General features: G+C 70.4%; 16 protein-coding genes and 1 pseudogene. 10 read left to right on the forward strand and 7 right to left on the reverse strand.

Annotated features, from left to right (window positions below):
• Positions 1-85: 85 nt before the first annotated feature.
• The 5 genes and pseudogenes from ABZ904_RS29660 (at position 86) to ABZ904_RS29680 (ending at position 4,326) form a co-directional block, all read left to right on the forward strand.
• On the forward strand, positions 86-1,075 hold the full coding sequence (locus tag ABZ904_RS29660) for a cytochrome d ubiquinol oxidase subunit II (protein ID WP_361826633.1): 990 nt from the start codon (positions 86-88) through the stop codon (positions 1,073-1,075).
• 222 nt (positions 1,076-1,297) lie between these two features.
• Positions 1,298-2,185, forward strand: coding sequence for an alpha/beta hydrolase (locus ABZ904_RS29665; protein WP_361826636.1), 888 nt, complete (start codon positions 1,298-1,300; stop codon positions 2,183-2,185).
• Between the two features lie 607 nt (positions 2,186-2,792).
• Positions 2,793-2,975, forward strand: a pseudogene (locus tag ABZ904_RS29670) (TetR family transcriptional regulator); the annotation flags it as partial.
• 270 nt (positions 2,976-3,245) lie between these two features.
• Positions 3,246-3,653 (forward strand): CoA-binding protein, encoded by a 408-nt coding sequence (locus tag ABZ904_RS29675; protein WP_359398407.1) that lies wholly within the window; start codon positions 3,246-3,248, stop codon positions 3,651-3,653.
• Between the two features lie 490 nt (positions 3,654-4,143).
• Entirely contained in the window at positions 4,144-4,326 is a 183-nt protein-coding gene (locus ABZ904_RS29680; protein ID WP_359398397.1) for a hypothetical protein, read from the forward strand.
• Positions 4,327-4,334: 8 nt separating this feature from the next.
• On the opposite strand, the gene ABZ904_RS29685 is transcribed toward ABZ904_RS29680, so the two are convergent.
• The 6 genes from ABZ904_RS29685 to ABZ904_RS29710 all read right to left on the reverse strand — a co-directional run bounded on the left by ABZ904_RS29685 (position 4,335) and on the right by ABZ904_RS29710 (position 8,974).
• Entirely contained in the window at positions 4,335-5,195 is an 861-nt protein-coding gene (locus ABZ904_RS29685) for an ABC transporter permease (protein ID WP_359398395.1), read from the reverse strand.
• Complete coding sequence (locus ABZ904_RS29690; protein WP_359398393.1) at positions 5,155-6,009, reverse strand: ATP-binding cassette domain-containing protein; 855 nt, start codon at positions 6,007-6,009, stop codon at positions 5,155-5,157. The genes ABZ904_RS29685 and ABZ904_RS29690 overlap by 41 nt, the downstream gene beginning before the upstream one ends.
• On the reverse strand, positions 6,006-6,461 hold the full coding sequence (locus tag ABZ904_RS29695; protein WP_359398391.1) for a MarR family transcriptional regulator: 456 nt from the start codon (positions 6,459-6,461) through the stop codon (positions 6,006-6,008). Before ABZ904_RS29695 ends, ABZ904_RS29690 begins: the two co-directional genes overlap by 4 nt.
• Positions 6,462-6,537: 76 nt before the next feature.
• Positions 6,538-7,551, reverse strand: coding sequence for a cation diffusion facilitator family transporter (locus tag ABZ904_RS29700; RefSeq protein ID WP_359398389.1), 1,014 nt, complete (start codon positions 7,549-7,551; stop codon positions 6,538-6,540).
• A 184-nt stretch (positions 7,552-7,735) separates the two neighbouring features.
• Positions 7,736-8,287, reverse strand: a complete 552-nt coding sequence (locus tag ABZ904_RS29705; protein WP_359398387.1) for a DinB family protein — start codon at positions 8,285-8,287, stop codon at positions 7,736-7,738.
• Between the two features lie 30 nt (positions 8,288-8,317).
• The gene (locus tag ABZ904_RS29710) at positions 8,318-8,974 is read right to left on the reverse strand and encodes a TetR/AcrR family transcriptional regulator (protein ID WP_361003064.1); all 657 of its coding nucleotides are present in this window, start codon (positions 8,972-8,974) and stop codon (positions 8,318-8,320) included.
• Positions 8,975-9,122: 148 nt separating this feature from the next.
• Between ABZ904_RS29710 and ABZ904_RS29715 the strand changes: the two genes are divergently transcribed.
• From ABZ904_RS29715 to ppk2, 4 genes are all read left to right on the forward strand, one after another.
• A complete protein-coding gene (locus ABZ904_RS29715) occupies positions 9,123-9,680 on the forward strand; it encodes an NAD(P)H-dependent oxidoreductase (protein ID WP_359398383.1) in 558 nt (185 codons plus the stop codon).
• Positions 9,681-9,937: 257 nt separating this feature from the next.
• Positions 9,938-11,092 carry an inorganic phosphate transporter gene (locus tag ABZ904_RS29720; protein WP_361826643.1) on the forward strand — a complete coding sequence of 385 codons (1,155 nt, stop codon included), beginning with the start codon at positions 9,938-9,940 and terminating at the stop codon, positions 11,090-11,092.
• 19 nt (positions 11,093-11,111) lie between these two features.
• A complete protein-coding gene (locus tag ABZ904_RS29725; protein ID WP_361003057.1) occupies positions 11,112-11,345 on the forward strand; it encodes a hypothetical protein in 234 nt (77 codons plus the stop codon).
• A gap of 22 nt (positions 11,346-11,367) precedes the next feature.
• Positions 11,368-12,255, forward strand: a complete 888-nt coding sequence (gene ppk2, locus ABZ904_RS29730) for a polyphosphate kinase 2 (RefSeq protein WP_359398377.1) — start codon at positions 11,368-11,370, stop codon at positions 12,253-12,255.
• Positions 12,256-12,533: 278 nt separating this feature from the next.
• Here ppk2 and ABZ904_RS29735 read toward each other — a convergent pair whose 3' ends face one another.
• Positions 12,534-12,923: a metalloregulator ArsR/SmtB family transcription factor gene (locus tag ABZ904_RS29735; RefSeq protein ID WP_361826647.1), complete on the reverse strand. Its 390-nt coding sequence runs from the start codon at positions 12,921-12,923 to the stop codon at positions 12,534-12,536.
• Positions 12,924-13,076: 153 nt separating this feature from the next.
• Between ABZ904_RS29735 and ABZ904_RS29740 the strand changes: the two genes are divergently transcribed.
• Entirely contained in the window at positions 13,077-14,120 is a 1,044-nt protein-coding gene (locus tag ABZ904_RS29740) for a cation diffusion facilitator family transporter (RefSeq protein WP_359398405.1), read from the forward strand.
• Positions 14,121-14,491 lie beyond the last annotated feature (371 nt).

The following is a 14,491-nucleotide window of genomic DNA, read 5'->3' on the forward strand; positions in this document are numbered from 1 at the left end:
ACGGCGCGCACCCATGGCCATGCACCCACCGGGACCGAGAGGTCACAACCCCACCCATGAGGGCTGCAGAAGGGATGGTCCTCTAATGAGCACCTTGATCGCCGCGATCCTGTTCGTCGGGGTCATCGCCTATGCCCTCTTCGGTGGGGCGGACTACGGGGCCGGCTTCTGGGACCTGACGGCCGGGGGGCCTGCCCGGGGACGGCACGCTCGCGAGCTGATCAACCTCTCCCTCAGCCCGGTGTGGGAGGCCAACCACACGTGGCTGATCTTCTGCCTCGTCACGATCTGGACGGGCTTTCCCCAGGCCTTCACCGCGATCACCACCACCCTGTACATCCCTCTCGGGCTGGCGGCACTGGGCATCGTCGCGAGAGGAGCGGGCTTCGCCTTCCGTCATGTGCTGACCCGGAGCCGGGGCGAGCGGATCAGCGGTGCCGTCTTCGCCTGTTCGTCGGTACTGACCCCGTACTTCTTCGGCACCATCGCGGGCGGGATCGCCTCCGGACGCGTCCCCTCGGCGGGGCACGGTGACGCGCTGACCAGCTGGGTCAACCCGACGTCCATTCTCGGCGGAGTACTCGCGGTCACGGTCTGCGCCTATCTCGCCGCCGTGTTCCTCACCGGGCAGGCCCAGCGCCGTGGAGACACCTCGTTGGAAAAGGCGTTCCGCTACCGGGCCTTCGGCGCGGGCATCGCCGCGGGTCTGGGGGCACTGGCAGGTGTGTTCCTCCTGCACACGGACTCCCCGCGCCTGTTCCACCAGCTGCGCACGGTGGGCGCTCCCCTCCTCGCCGTCTCCGGCGTGTGCGGCCTCGCCGCGCTGCTCCTGCTGCGCCGGGGCCGCCCTTCCGTCGTACGGACCCTGGCGGCCATCGCGATCGCCACCGTCGTCGCGGGCTGGGGCGTCGCCCAGTACCCCTACCTGCTGGGCACGCATCTGACCATCCAGCACGCAGCGGCTCCGGCAGCCAGCCTGTGGGTGCTGTTCGTGGTGACCTGCGTCGCCGCAGGGCTGATCGCGCCCTCGCTCCTGGTGCTGTACAGCCTGCAACTACGACGCAAACTCGGCTGACCCCGCACCACGATCGCCACGGCCGTTTCCGCCGATGGGGACCGGAACATCACCCATTGGACCCCTCGTAACGAGCACTGTGCACCAGCGGGCACTTAGTGTCGCAGAAGAGGCCGATCTCATGTCCGGCCACGGATTGCTCGGCGACGCCTTCCGATGCAAGCGCATCCTCGCAGTCGCACGCTCGGGTGGAGCAGAAGAGCAAAGGAGGACTGCCCGTTCATGCATGTCTTCGGATCACGAAGAAGCCTCATACGGATCGCACTGTGCGCATCGGCAGCCACTGTCGCAGGGACCGCCCTGACCATCAATTGCAGCACCGAGGCCAGGAACGGACAGGCAATCGCCCGGACGGCCACCGTCCAGCTCGCCGGAAGCCCGGCGTCGAAGAGCAGCAAGCCCACCGTGGTGCTGGTGCACGGCGCCTGGGCCGGGACATCGAGCTGGAACGGTGAGATCGACATCCTCCGGCGCAAGGGATACACCGTCCGCGCCATCGCCAACCCGCTGCAGAACCTGACCACCGACTCACGCACGGTCGCCGACTTCGTGCAGAGCATCCCCGGACCCGTCGTCCTGGTCGGGCATTCGTACGGCGGCGCTGTGATCACCAATGCGGCTGCCCAGACCGGGAACGTCAAGGCACTCGTCTTCGTCGACGCCGCCGCCCCGGCTGTCGGGGAGACCACGGCGTCCCTGAGCGGTTCCACTTCCGCCCTCAACGCACCGGCGAGCACGCTGTTCGACTCGGTGCCCTACGCCAACGCCCCGGCCGGAGCCAGCAATCTCTATCTCAAGAAGGACGTCTTCCTGAAGAACTTCGCCAACAACCTGCCGGTGCAACAGGCCACCGATCTCTGGGCCTCGCAACGCGCCGCCTCGACCGCCGCCCTCAACACCCCTTCCAAGTACGCGGCGTGGAAGACCATTCCCTCCTGGTTCTTCATCAGTACCGGAGACCGGATCATCACTCCCGCGTCCGAGATGAAGATGGCGCGACGGGCAGGCTCGAAGGTCACTACCTTCGAGGGCGGTTCGCACCTCACACTCATCTCCAACCCGGAGCCGGTCGCCGAGGTCATCGAATCGGCCATCGATGCCGTGAGGTGAGAGCCTCACGAGCTGATGGAGCGGAACCAACGGATTTCCCGGCCCCGTTCGCCGAGCGTCCCGGGCAGAGATCCGTGCGGCCTCCGGTGCGGTGCCGCAGCGACTTCTCGTCGAAGCGCTGCGGCACCGCACCGGTCAACGGCGACGGCCATCGCGTCCGCGTCCACGGGACCTCCACCCCGCCCCGTATCGGCGACTGACCTTCGCAAGGTCCGGCTCCGGCGCAGGCCGTACGGAGTTCCCGGTGGGGCGAGATGCGTACCGGGCCTCGTGCCGACGCGCATCCCGCCGGCCCCTTCTCGGCTCCGCGACGAACCAGAGCACCTGGGCTGGGCCTGCACTACCCCAGCGGCCTCCCGCGGCGGCCCGTCCTTCCGCCGGGCGCCAGGGCCGCTACGCGCACGGCGAGCAGCTCGCGAACGTCTCGCCGCTCGTGGCGGCCGCCTCGTCGGCAGGCGGGGCGGGGAGGCGGCGCGAGCTGCTCCGCTCACCATGAGCCGCCACTCCGCGGCGCCCTTGAACCCGCCGTGCCCGGACAACAGCTTTGGTCAGAAAACCGCACATGAGACATGAACAGGACCCGCCCGGCCTCTCCGCCTCCGCGCCGATGCCGGCCCCGGCGCCCAAAGAGCGCGCGGACGCCGCGCGCAACCGTGCGGCGATACTCGCGGCCGCCGCCCGGCTGTTCGCCGAGCGCGGTGCGGACGACGTCTCCCTGGACGAAGTGGCGGCCGCCGCAGGGGTCGGCAAGGCCACCTTGTTCCGTCGCTTCGGCGACAGGGCGGGACTGGCCGCCGCGCTGCTGGCCGGTAAGTGCCCTGCCGCACTCCGATCAGGGTCGCTCCCGTCTCCCGCAGTGCGCATGCTGCCTGAACCCGGACCTCGCAGGGTCCGTCGACACGTCGGGAGGGATCGGACCTCGGTGAGAAGAGCAGTGGATCCCCTCCCCCTCTTGCTCACCTTCCTCCCGCTCTCCTCACTGTCCGGGAGCCGCCGGGAATGGCACACAGTCGAAGGTCGTTTCCGTCTGCGGCGAACACCAACCCAGCGGAGGCAGAGCATGCACAGTGAGACGGAGACAGTCCGAAAGATCCTGACCGAACTCGGTGACACCTGGGCGATCGTCGGTCTCTCCTCGAACGAGCAGCGCGCCGCCTACCGAGTCGCCCAGGTCCTTCAGCGCTTCGGCAAGCGGATCGTCCCGGTTCACCCGAAGGCCGAGACGGTGCACGGGGAACAGGGTTACCCGTCTCTCGACGCCATTCCGTTCGACGTCGATGTCGTCGATGTCTTCGTGAACAGCGATCTCGCCGGCGCGGTCGCCGATGAAGCCGTGGCCAAGGGCGCCAAGGCCGTCTGGTTCCAGCTCGGCGTACTCGACGAGGCGGCGTACGAGCGGACGCGCGACGCGGGTCTCGACATGGTCATGGACCGCTGCCCGGCGATCGAGATTCCGTCCCTGCGCTAGTCCGTGCCCCGGCCGCCGCGCCGGCCCGCGGGCCGGCGCCGGGCCACCCGTATGGCCGGGCCGTGAGGACCCAACGAGTGAACGGATGTGCGGGTCAGACGGGGCCAGGTTGTCCTCGCGACTATGGTCGATCTTGCGAAGCTACTGGTCAGGCGGTGTCGAGGGGCCTGCCCCACACCGCCAGCGTCGACGAGACGGGGCCGCGCAGGGCGCCGACTCGCCGGACTCGATGACGCCGTCCCCGCCGAACTCACGGAGCAGGACGACGCGGTCGTGGCGCCGAGCCGCTCGAGGTACGAGCGCCACACCATGCCGACCGGGTACAGGAAGGCTTCCTCGGTGAGGACGTGCCTTCCCTCCCGCACCACGCCACCGGGGTTCGCAGTCGGCGGGTGCTGGGTGATGACAGGCGTCCGCCTGCCTCCGCTGAGGTCTTCGCGTCAGGGCGAAGCCTCTCGGAGGCGGCGGACGGGACCGTCCGGGAGGCACCATGTGGACCGTGCTGGAGCAAGTGGCCGTCGCCGCTCCGCAGCTCTTCCTCTATGCGGTCGGCCTCTTCGTGGTCATGATCCTGCTGTCACTCCTCATCAGCCTGCGCCAGGCGGAGGCGGCGGAGCGTCCCGAGATCATCAGGGCCCTGGCCGATCTGATGGCGTTCTGGAAGAAGCGGTGACCGCGGGCTCAGCGGGCCAGCCGCCCCAGCAGCGACGAGGCCGAGGTGATGCCCAGGGCCGCGGCCAGCGCCAGGACGCCGAAGTCGGCGAGCAGGTGGGAGGGTGTGCCGAGGAGGAGTCCGCGCAGCGCGTCGACCTGGTAGCTGAGGGGGTTGACCTTGCTGATGGCCTGCAGCCAGCCGGGCATGACGGACACCGGGTAGAGGGCGTTGGAGCCGAAGAACAGCGGCATGGTGATCGCCTGGCCGATGCCCATCAGACGGTCGCGGGTGAGCACGATGCCCGCGATCGTCATGGACAGGCAGGAGAAGAAGGCCGAGCCCAGGACGACGGCCACCGCGACGCCCAGCAGTCGCAGCGGGTTCCAGGTCATCGCCACGCCGAGGACCGCCGCGATCAGGACGACCACGACCGCCTGGATCAGCGCCTTGACCCCGGCCGCGAACGCCTTGCCGGTGATGAGCGCCGCCCGCGGGGTCGGTGTGACCAGGAGCTTGGTGAGGATCCCGGCGTCCCGCTCCCAGATGATCATGATGCCGTAGAAGATGGCGATGAACATCGCGGACTGGGCGATGATGCCGGGGGCCAGGTAGTCCAGGTACGGGATACCGCCGGTGGGGATCGCCCTGAGCCGGGTGAAGGTCTCGCCGAAGATCAGCAGCCACAGCGCCGGCTGGATGGCGCGCGTGTACAGCTCGGTGCGGTCGTGGCGCAGTTTCTGCAGCTCGACCGCGCACATCGCGCCGACCCGGGCCGGGAGCACCTTCCAGCCGGTCCGGGCCCGCGGCGGGGCCAGCAGCAGGTCGAGCTCCACCTCGCGGGCGGGATCAGCCGACACGGGACGCGGTGCGGCGGGTGCTTCGGACATCGCGGAAGTCTCCTGACTGGTCGTCGAGTCCGCTGCCGGCGACGTCCCGGAAGACGTCCTCCAGCGTCGGCAGCGGGCCATCGGTGCCGAGCCGCTCCCGAAGGCCGCTCCTCAGCTCGTCGGGCGTGCCGAGGGCACGGACGCGACCGCGGTGCATGAGAGCGACCCGGTCGCAGTACTGGTCGGCCTCGTCCATGTAGTGGGTGGTGACGAGGACGGTCATGCCGGTGGCGGCCCGCACGGCGTTGATGTGGTCCCACACGTTGGTCCGGGCGATCGGGTCCAGGCCGATCGTCGGCTCGTCGAGGATCAGCAGCCGGGGCGCGCTCACCAGTGCCTGGGCGAGTTCGAGCCGGCGGACCATGCCGCCGGAGTACGTCTTCGCCAGCCGGTCGGCGGCGGCGGTCAGGTCGACGGCCGCGAGCGCCTGCTCCACGCGCCGGGTCCGCTCACGCCGGGACACGTCAAACACGCGGGCGAACAGGGCGACGTTCTCCCGGCCGGTGAGGCCGGAGTCGGCGGAGAGCTGCTGCGGCACGTAGCCCAGCAGGCGCCGTACGTCCATGCGCTCACGGGTCACGTCGTGACCGAAGACGCGGACCATGCCCGCCGGGACCGGGAGCAGGGTGGTGAGACAGCGGATCGCCGTGGTCTTGCCGGCTCCGTTCGGGCCGAGCAGTCCGAACACCTCGCCGTCGCCGACGGAGAGGTCGAGCCCGTCGACCGCGGTGGTCTCCCCGAAGGAGTAGCGGAGTCCGGCACAGGTGACCGCGTCGACCTTCGGGGCCTCGCCGTCCGTTGCGCTGCGCGTCATATCTCCTCGGCCTCCTCGTGCAGGTTCTCCGCCAGCTTGCGCAGGGCCGGAAGGGCCGCTTCCAGCGCCTTGCGATCCACCTCGTCGAGGCGGGCCACCTGGCGGCGCACGAGTGCCGTGCGCCGCTCCCGCCAATCCCTCAGCCGCGCCTCCGCGGCCTCCGTGGGCAGCAGTCTCGCGGCCCGCCGGTCGGCGGGGTCCGTCTCGCGGACCAGATAGCCGTCCCGCACCAACTGATTTACGAGCGTCGAGACGGAGTTTCCCGCCAGATACAGCTCCCTCGCGGCGTCCGACACCCCGATGCCCGGCCGCGTCGCGACGAGGCGCAACAGCTCCACCTCGGCACCGCGCAGCCGCGGCGCACTGATCCCGCGGCGCAGCCGCCGCCGGATCAGCCGCTGCACGCCGACGAGCGCGTCCGACAAATCGTCGGTGAAGTCTTCCGATCCCACACCCGCAAGATTACCTCTGCATCAGAGGTAATCGGGAAAAGAGACGGTCAAAACGGGACGGGCACGGCAGTGCCCGTCAGTGGTGGTGCGGCTCCTCTCGGTGCACCGGGCCGTGCGGGGCCTCGCAGTGGGCATCCGCGTCGTCCGCCCTCTTCCGGTCGCCCGGCAGCGCCAACTGGAGGACCTGCTCGGGGGCATGGTCGACCTGGAGGGTGGTGTGGGTGATGCCGTAGTCGTGCCGCAGGACGTCCTCGAGATCGCGGCGGACGGCGTGGCAGTCGCGGCCGGGCTCGACCAGGACATGCGCGGACAGCGCGGCCTGGCCGGAGGTGATCTCCCAGACGTGCAGGTCGTGCACCTCGACGACATCGGCCCGGGCGACGAGCCGGTCGCCGAGCGCGTCCGGGTCCACGTCGGCGGGCGCCGCCTCCAGGAAGATGCGACCGGAGTCTCGCAGCAGCCCGTACGCGGCCTTCACCATCAGCACCACGACCACGAGCGTGGCGACCGCGTCGGCGCGCTGGAAGCCCGTCAGGACGACGACCAGACCGGCGACCGCGGTGCCGATGAAGGCGAACAGGTCGTTCAGGATGTGCTGGTACGCACCCTCGACGTTCAGTGAGGTGCGGTTGGCCTTCGAGATGCACCAGGCCGCGGCCACGTTCACGACGATGCCGACGAGGGCGGTGACCAGCATCGCTCCTCCGGCGACCGCCGGTGGGGCGATGAGGCGCCGTATGGCCTCGTACGCCAGCCAGACGCTCAGCAGGAGCAGCGTGAGGCCGTTCGCCTGGGCGGAGAGGATCTCCGCGCGCTTGAGCCCATAGGTGAAACCGCCGCGGGCAGGACGAGCGGCGAGCCGCATCGCAACGAGGGCGAGCACGATGGACGCGGCGTCGGTGAGCATATGGGCCGCGTCGGAGATCAGGGCCAGGGAGCCGGCGAGGACACCGACGACGACCTCGGCCGCCATGAACACGGTGATCAGGGTCAGCGCGAGGGCCAGCCAGCGGCGGTCGGCGTCCGCGGACACACCGTGGGAGTGTCCGGCGTGGCCTCCCGCGCCGTGCCCATGGCCGTGGTCGCTCATCTGGTCCGCCTTCTCCCTTGCTTCGGATGCCCCGATCGAAGTGAAACGCATCGCGGGGCCCTTCGGCAAAGGCTGCATCGGTGACCATTGTCATGTCCGATAATAAGCCGCTGACCTGCACAAACGTCCTAGCCCCGAGACACACCCCGGATAGGCGATCCGCACACGCCCGCATGGGCGCTCCTCACACGCCGACCGCCCCGTCGATGCACTCCCGCAGCAGATCCGCGTGCCCGTTGTGACGGGCGTACTCCTCGATCATGTGGATGAGTACCCAGCGGAGCGAGACCGTGCCACGCCAGGAGTCATGGCCCTCGACGTCGAGGTGCGGCGCGTCGGCGGCGAAGACTTCGGCGAAGGCGACCTCGGCACGCCAGGCCTCCCAGGCGTGAAGGACCACCTCCGGGTCGGGGATCGCCCCGGTGAAGTCCCCGTCGGGGTCGGCGGGCGAGGAGAACCGGGGCGGTGCGTCCTGACCGGCCAAGGCGCACCGGAACCACCGGCGTTCGACGTCGGCGAGGTGCCGGACCAGGCCGAGCAGCGAGAGGGTGGACGGCGCCACGGAGCGCTGCGACAACCGCGTTTGCAGACCCCGGCACTTGAGTTCCAACGTGGTGCGCTGGGCGGCGAGGAAATCGCGTAGGAGGGTCCGTTCGCCGCCCGTGGCGGGGCCGAGGGGACGGGGATCCGGCCCGGCGGCGACGAACATCTCGGCTCTTCTGCTGGGAGGGGTCATGGCCACCATCTTCGGGCGCCCGAAGGGACGTCAGCCGCTACATCGGCCGGTGAACCGGTCGACCAGGTCGTACCAGCCGACCTCGAGACGCTCCATGGACATCCCGCGGCCGGTGACCAGGTGGTCGACGAACACCGTCTCCAGGTAGGCGAGCAGGGTGTGCGCGACGAGGTCTATGTCGCCGTCGGCGCGCGCCTCGTGCAGCAGCATGCAGACGTGGGCCAGCCGGAACTGGTACGGCGGACTCGTACGAATGCGGCCCGGCTCCGCGTGGGCGGCCAGATACAGATCCCGGTGTGCCTGCTCGTGGCGCATGAGGGCCGAGCCGAAGGCGTGCAGGCGCTCCACCGCGGGCGCCCCCGGACCGACCGGCGACGGTCCTGAGATCAGGGCCGCCTGGAACTGCTCCTCCTGATGGCTGAGCAACGCCACCAGCAGGCCGGTACGGTCGCCGAACCGACGGAAGACCGTGCCCTTTCCGACCCCCGCGCCACAGGCGATGGCCTCCATGGTCACGTTCGCGATGCCGCGCTCGGCGGCCAGGCGGGCGGCCACTTCCAGCAGGCGGGTGCGGTTGCGCGCGGCGTCGGCGCGCAGTTGGGCGCGCTCACCGCTCGGCATGAGGCTGAGGTCCGCGGGGCCCCGGTCGTCCGGCGGCGCGGGGAAGTGCGGAAGCGGCTCGGTCATGAGATCAGCCTAGCGCCCCGGGAAGACAATCGGACCCTGGTCCGTTTGACGTGATAGAAAGTGGACCGGGGTCCGGTTAAAGTGGTACAACATTCAACGGAATCAGCCGTTCCGTTCGTGCTGATCGTAGATTCTGGGAGTTAACGCCATGTCCGTACGCATCCTCGCCCTCGTCGGCAGCCTTCGCGCCGGTTCCCACAACCGCCAGCTCGCCGAGGCCGCCGTCAAGCACGCCCCCGAGGGCGTGGAGGTGGTGCTCCAGGAGGGTCTGGCCGAGGTGCCCTTCTACAACGAGGACATCGACGTCGAGGGCAACGTGCCCGCCGCCGCGGCCACGCTGCGTGCCGCCGCCAACCAGGCCGACGCCCTGCTGCTGTTCTCGCCCGAGTACAACGGCACCATCCCGGCCGTTCTGAAGAACGCGATCGACTGGCTGTCCCGCCCGTACGGCGCCGGCGCCATGATCGGCAAGCCGGTCGCGGTGGTCGGCACGGCCTTCGGCCAGTACGGCGGTGTGTGGGCGCAGGACGAGGCCCGCAAGGCCGTGGGCATCGCCGGTGGCACCGTCGTCGAGGAGGCCAAGCTGTCCATCCCCGGCTCCGTGACCCGCTTCGCCGAGATCCACCCCGCCGACGACGCCGAGGTCGTCGAGGGCCTGACCAAGGTCATCGACCAGCTCTCGCAGGCCGCCCCCGCCGCCGCCTGACCTCTGGGGGATCCGGCTCGTCGGCGCCCCGTGCGTGACCGGCCGTGGGCCAGAACCCTAGGGGGGTTCTGGCCCACGGCCGTCTCCGCATTCCACCGGGACCGCACCGTGCCACCGTGAGTCGGCCGCGTACCCCGCAGGGGCTTCCCTACACCCTTGACCGGCTGTGCATCCGGTGCCTGTTCGCCCATCAGACACACGGTTCCGCTTCGCTTGTGATTCTCCGTCAGCATGTCTCGGGTTGCTTAGATCGGGGAATGGACCACATCACGTTCCTCATGGCCGCCGTCATCGTCACGGCACTGGCCTTCGACTTCACGAACGGATTCCATGACACCGCCAACGCGATGGCCACCTCCATCGCCACCGGCGCCCTCAAGCCGAGAACCGCGGTCCTGATCAGCGGCGTGCTGAACATCGTCGGCGCCTTTCTGTCCACCGAGGTGGCGAAGACCATCTCGGGCGGCATCGTGGACGACACCCTGGTGACACCGGGGATGATCTTCGCCGGGCTGGTGGGCGCGATCCTGTGGAATCTGCTCACCTGGCTCGTCGGACTGCCGTCGAGTTCCTCGCACGCGCTGTTCGGTGGTCTGATCGGCGCCGTATGGGTGGGCGCCGGCAGCAACGGCGTGCACTTTGCCAAGGTTGTCGAGAAGGTGCTGGTCCCGGCGTTCGCCTCGCCCGTCGTCGCCGGTCTCGCGGCGCTGCTGGCCACCTACCTCGCCTACAAGATCACGGCCCGGGGCCGCAAGGAGTCGGTGACCAAGGGCTTCCGCCTCGGGCAGATCGCCTCCGCCTCGCTCGTCTCCCTCGCGCACGGCACCAACGACGCGCAGAAGACGATGGGCGTGATCACGCTCACGCTGATCTCCGCGGGAGCACTGGGACACGACGCCGGTCCTCCCGTGTGGGTGATCGCGACGGCCGGCCTGGCCATCGGGCTCGGCACCTATCTGGGTGGCTGGCGGATCATCCGCACGATGGGCAAGGGGCTCACGGACATCCAGTCGCCGCAGGGCTTCGCCGCCGAGGCAGCGTCCACCACCGTCATCCTCACCTCGGCCCACCTCGGTTTCGCCCTGTCCACCACACAGGTCTGCTCCGGCGGCATCCTCGGCGCGGGACTCGGGCGACGGCTCGCCGAAGTGCGCTGGGGCACCGCGGGCCGCATGGTGATCGCATGGTTGATCACCCTCCCGTCGGCGGCGCTGGTCGGAGGAGTGTCCGCCGCCGTGGTGAAGCACGGCGGGAACGCCGGAACCGTGGTGATCGCCCTCGTCGCCGCCGCCGTCGCCGCGTTCATCGTCGTCGCCTCGCGCCGCAACCCGGTACACGCCCACAACGTGAACGACAGCCACGAGGTCACCGTCCGCGCCACCGCCCCCTCGAGCGTCGGCACCGCCGCCTGAGCCAGGAAGGATACGAGACATGCACCTTGACTGGACCGCCCTCGGCGAGGTCACCGCGGTCAGCATCGGAGTTACCGTCGGTGTGGTCGTCGTCTTCGCGCTCGGCGTGCTCGGCCTCGCACAGGTCGAGACCGCCCGCGAGCGGGACGGCGGCACTCATGCCCTCGGCATCGCCCAGGCCGGGCTCTGCTTTCTGGCCTGCGCCGCCGCGGTCGCATACGGAATCTATCTGATCGTGCCGCAGTTCCACTGAGAGAGCAGGCAGGGAGGACGTGATGACACCTTTGGTGACGGAAGGCCTGCGGGTCGACTACACCGACCACGACGATCCGGTGTTGCTTCGCCCCGACGGCAGCCCGGTGGACACGTGGCGGGAGAACTACCCGTACGACCAGCGGATGGAGCGCAAGGAGTACGAGTGGCACAAGCGGCTCCAGCAGATCGAACTGCTGAAGCTGCAGAGCTGGATCAAGGAGTCCGGCCGCCGTCTCGTGATCGTCTTCGAGGGCCGCGACGCGGCCGGCAAGGGCGGGACGATCAAACGTTTCACCGAGCACCTCAACCCGCGCGGCGCCCGGGTGGTGGCTCTGGAGAAGCCGACCGAGCGCGAGCGCGGGCAGTGGTACTTCCAGCGTTACGTCGAACACCTGCCGACCGAGGGCGAGATAGTGATGTTCGACCGGTCCTGGTACAACCGGGCCGGAGTCGAACGAGTGATGGGCTTCTGCACGGACGACGAGTACCACCGCTTCATGCGCCAGGCGCCGCTGTTCGAGCGGATGCTGGTGGACGACGGCGTGAACCTCGTGAAGTTCTGGTTCTCCGTCTCGCAGAGCGAGCAGCGCACCCGTTTCACGATCCGTCAGGTCGACCCCGTACGGCAGTGGAAGCTCAGCCCGATGGACCTTGCCTCCCTGGACCGCTGGGACGACTACACCGCCGCCAAGGTCACCATGTTCCGCGAGACGGACACCGGTTACGCGCCGTGGACCGTGGTGAAGAGCAACGACAAGAAGCGGGCGCGGGTGGAGGCGATGCGCAGCGTCCTGGCCCGCTTCGACTACGGCGACAAGGACAAGGACGTCGTCGGCAGCCCCGATCCCAGCATCGTTGGTGCGGCGGCCAACCTGCTGGAGGCGGGCGAGGACGACAACAGCCACTGAACGGGCCCCGGGCCAGGGGCATCCGCCCGAACGGGAGGCTGTGCGGCCGCGCCCGGCCTCGGTGCGACTTCGCGTCTGGGCCTCACTCGGCAGGAGCACGCACTGCCGCCCGCCGACGGCCGGTGTCGCGTCAGGGCGCCCGACGCGGGCGCCCTGACGTCACTCACCCGGCTCGCACCCAGCCCGGGCGACGCGTCCTTCGGCATGCGGCATTCGGCAGCCGGGGGTTCGGGTACGGCGTCACGCACGTCCTGCGGCCACGGCGCCGTGCGCACCCGTCAGTCGTGCGCCGGACGGTCGGTGAGCCGGTGGTCGGCGAGGCTGAGAGCCTCGTCCACGACTCTGCGCAGATGGCCGTCGCGCAGCCAGTAGATCACCCTGCGGCCCTCCTTGCGCGTCTGGACCAGTCCTGCGAGCCGCAGCCGCGCCAGATGCTGACTCACCGCCGGCCGGGCCGCGCCGCACGCTTCTGTGAGCGTGGAGACATCCGCCTCCCCACTGGTCAGGGCGTGCAGGAGGGCGAGACGGGTTCGGTCGCCGAGCAGGGCGAGCAACTCGGCGGCGAGCGCGAACTGCTCCTCGCCAGGGGTGCGGGGATGGTCGCCGGCCGCGCCATCCGTGCGCGGCTGCGCATCATCCGCAGGTGATAGGTGCATGCGTGCGCTCATAAGCACATAATGGCCCTGTGGGGGCGGACGCGTCCACTGCCGCGCGGCGGAAGGGGCCTTCGGATGGGACACGAACACGCGGGGCACGGGCATGCGGGACACGAGCCTGCGGGGCACGAGCACGACATAGCGGCCGGTCACGATCACGCCCGTCTGCATCGCCACCCTCACGACCACGGTCGCGGCCACGACCACCCGCACCGCCACGGGCCCTTGCCCAGCCTCCGGCACCTCTTTGTCCCCCACTCCCACGAGACCGCCGACAAGCTCGACTCCGCGCTGGAGTCCTCCGCCCGGGGCATGCGGGCGCTGTGGGTCTCGCTGGCCGTACTCGGGGGGACGGCACTGGCCCAGGCGGCCGTCGTCGTGTTGTCCGGATCGGTCGCGCTGCTCGGCGACACGGTGCACAACGCCGCCGACGCCCTGACCGCCGTACCGCTCGGCGTCGCCTTCGTCCTGGGCCGGCGTGCGGCCACGCGCCGTTTCACCTACGGGTACGGCCGTGCCGAGGACCTCGCCGGAATCGTGATCGTGCTGACCATCGCCGCCTCCGCCGCGTTCGCCGCCTGGGCCGCGGTCGACCGGCTGCTGGACCCACGCCCGGTACAGCACATCCCGGCCGTGGCCGCGGCGGCGGTCATCGGATTCGTCGGCAACGAGTGGGTCGCCCGGCACCGCACCCGGGTGGGCCGTGAGATCGGCTCGGCCGCTCTCGTGGCCGACGGGCTGCATGCGCGCACGGACGGGTTCACCTCGCTCGCGGTGCTCCTCGGCGCGGGCGGGGCGGCGCTCGGGTGGCAGCTCGCCGACCCGGTCGTGGGCCTGGCGATCACCGCGGCGAGCGCGGTGGTGCTGCGGGACGCGGCCCGCGAGGTGTTCCGGCGGGTGCTGGACGCCGTCGACCCGGCGCTGGTGGACCGGGCCGAGCTGGCGCTGCGGGCAGTGCCGGGCGTACGTGAGGTGGGCGAGTTGCGGCTGCGCTGGATCGGGCACCGTCTGCGCGCCGAAGTGGCGGTCGTGGTCGACGGCGAGGTCAGCGTGCGCCGCGCGCACGCCATCGCGGTCGAGGCCGAACACGCCCTGCTGCACGCGGTCCCGAAGCTCACCGCGGCCCTGGTCCACGCCGATCCGGCCCCGGCACCGGGCGAAACGGATCCGCATCTGGCTCTGGCGCATCACGACCGCGCTGTGGGCTGACGCCCGGGGGGCCCGCCTCGGGCGGGGTGGGCCCAGTCCCGGGGTGCGCGGGCCCCGTCACGCGCCGGGCGCTCACATCGGGGGTACTGGCTTCGCGCGGAGCGCTCACGCCAGGGGCATGAGTCAGGCCAGGCACTCACACCATGGGCCCCTTCCCGGGGCGGGCGGGCCTGTCCGGGCTACGTTGACTGCCCTGCCCCGAACGGGGCGGTCCTGTCCCGGGGCCGCGCGGGCCCTCTCCCGGGCCGGGCGCTCACACCAGCGGCCCTTCCCGGGCTGCCCTGCCCCAAGGGGGCGGCCCCGTCCCGGGGTTGTACGCGACCTGTCCCGGGCCGGGCGCTCACACCTGAGACCCGGCCCGGGGCTGCTCG

Source organism: Streptomyces sp. NPDC046900 (assembly GCF_040644975.1).
In the GTDB taxonomy this organism is placed as follows: Bacteria; Actinomycetota; Actinomycetes; order Streptomycetales; family Streptomycetaceae; genus Streptomyces.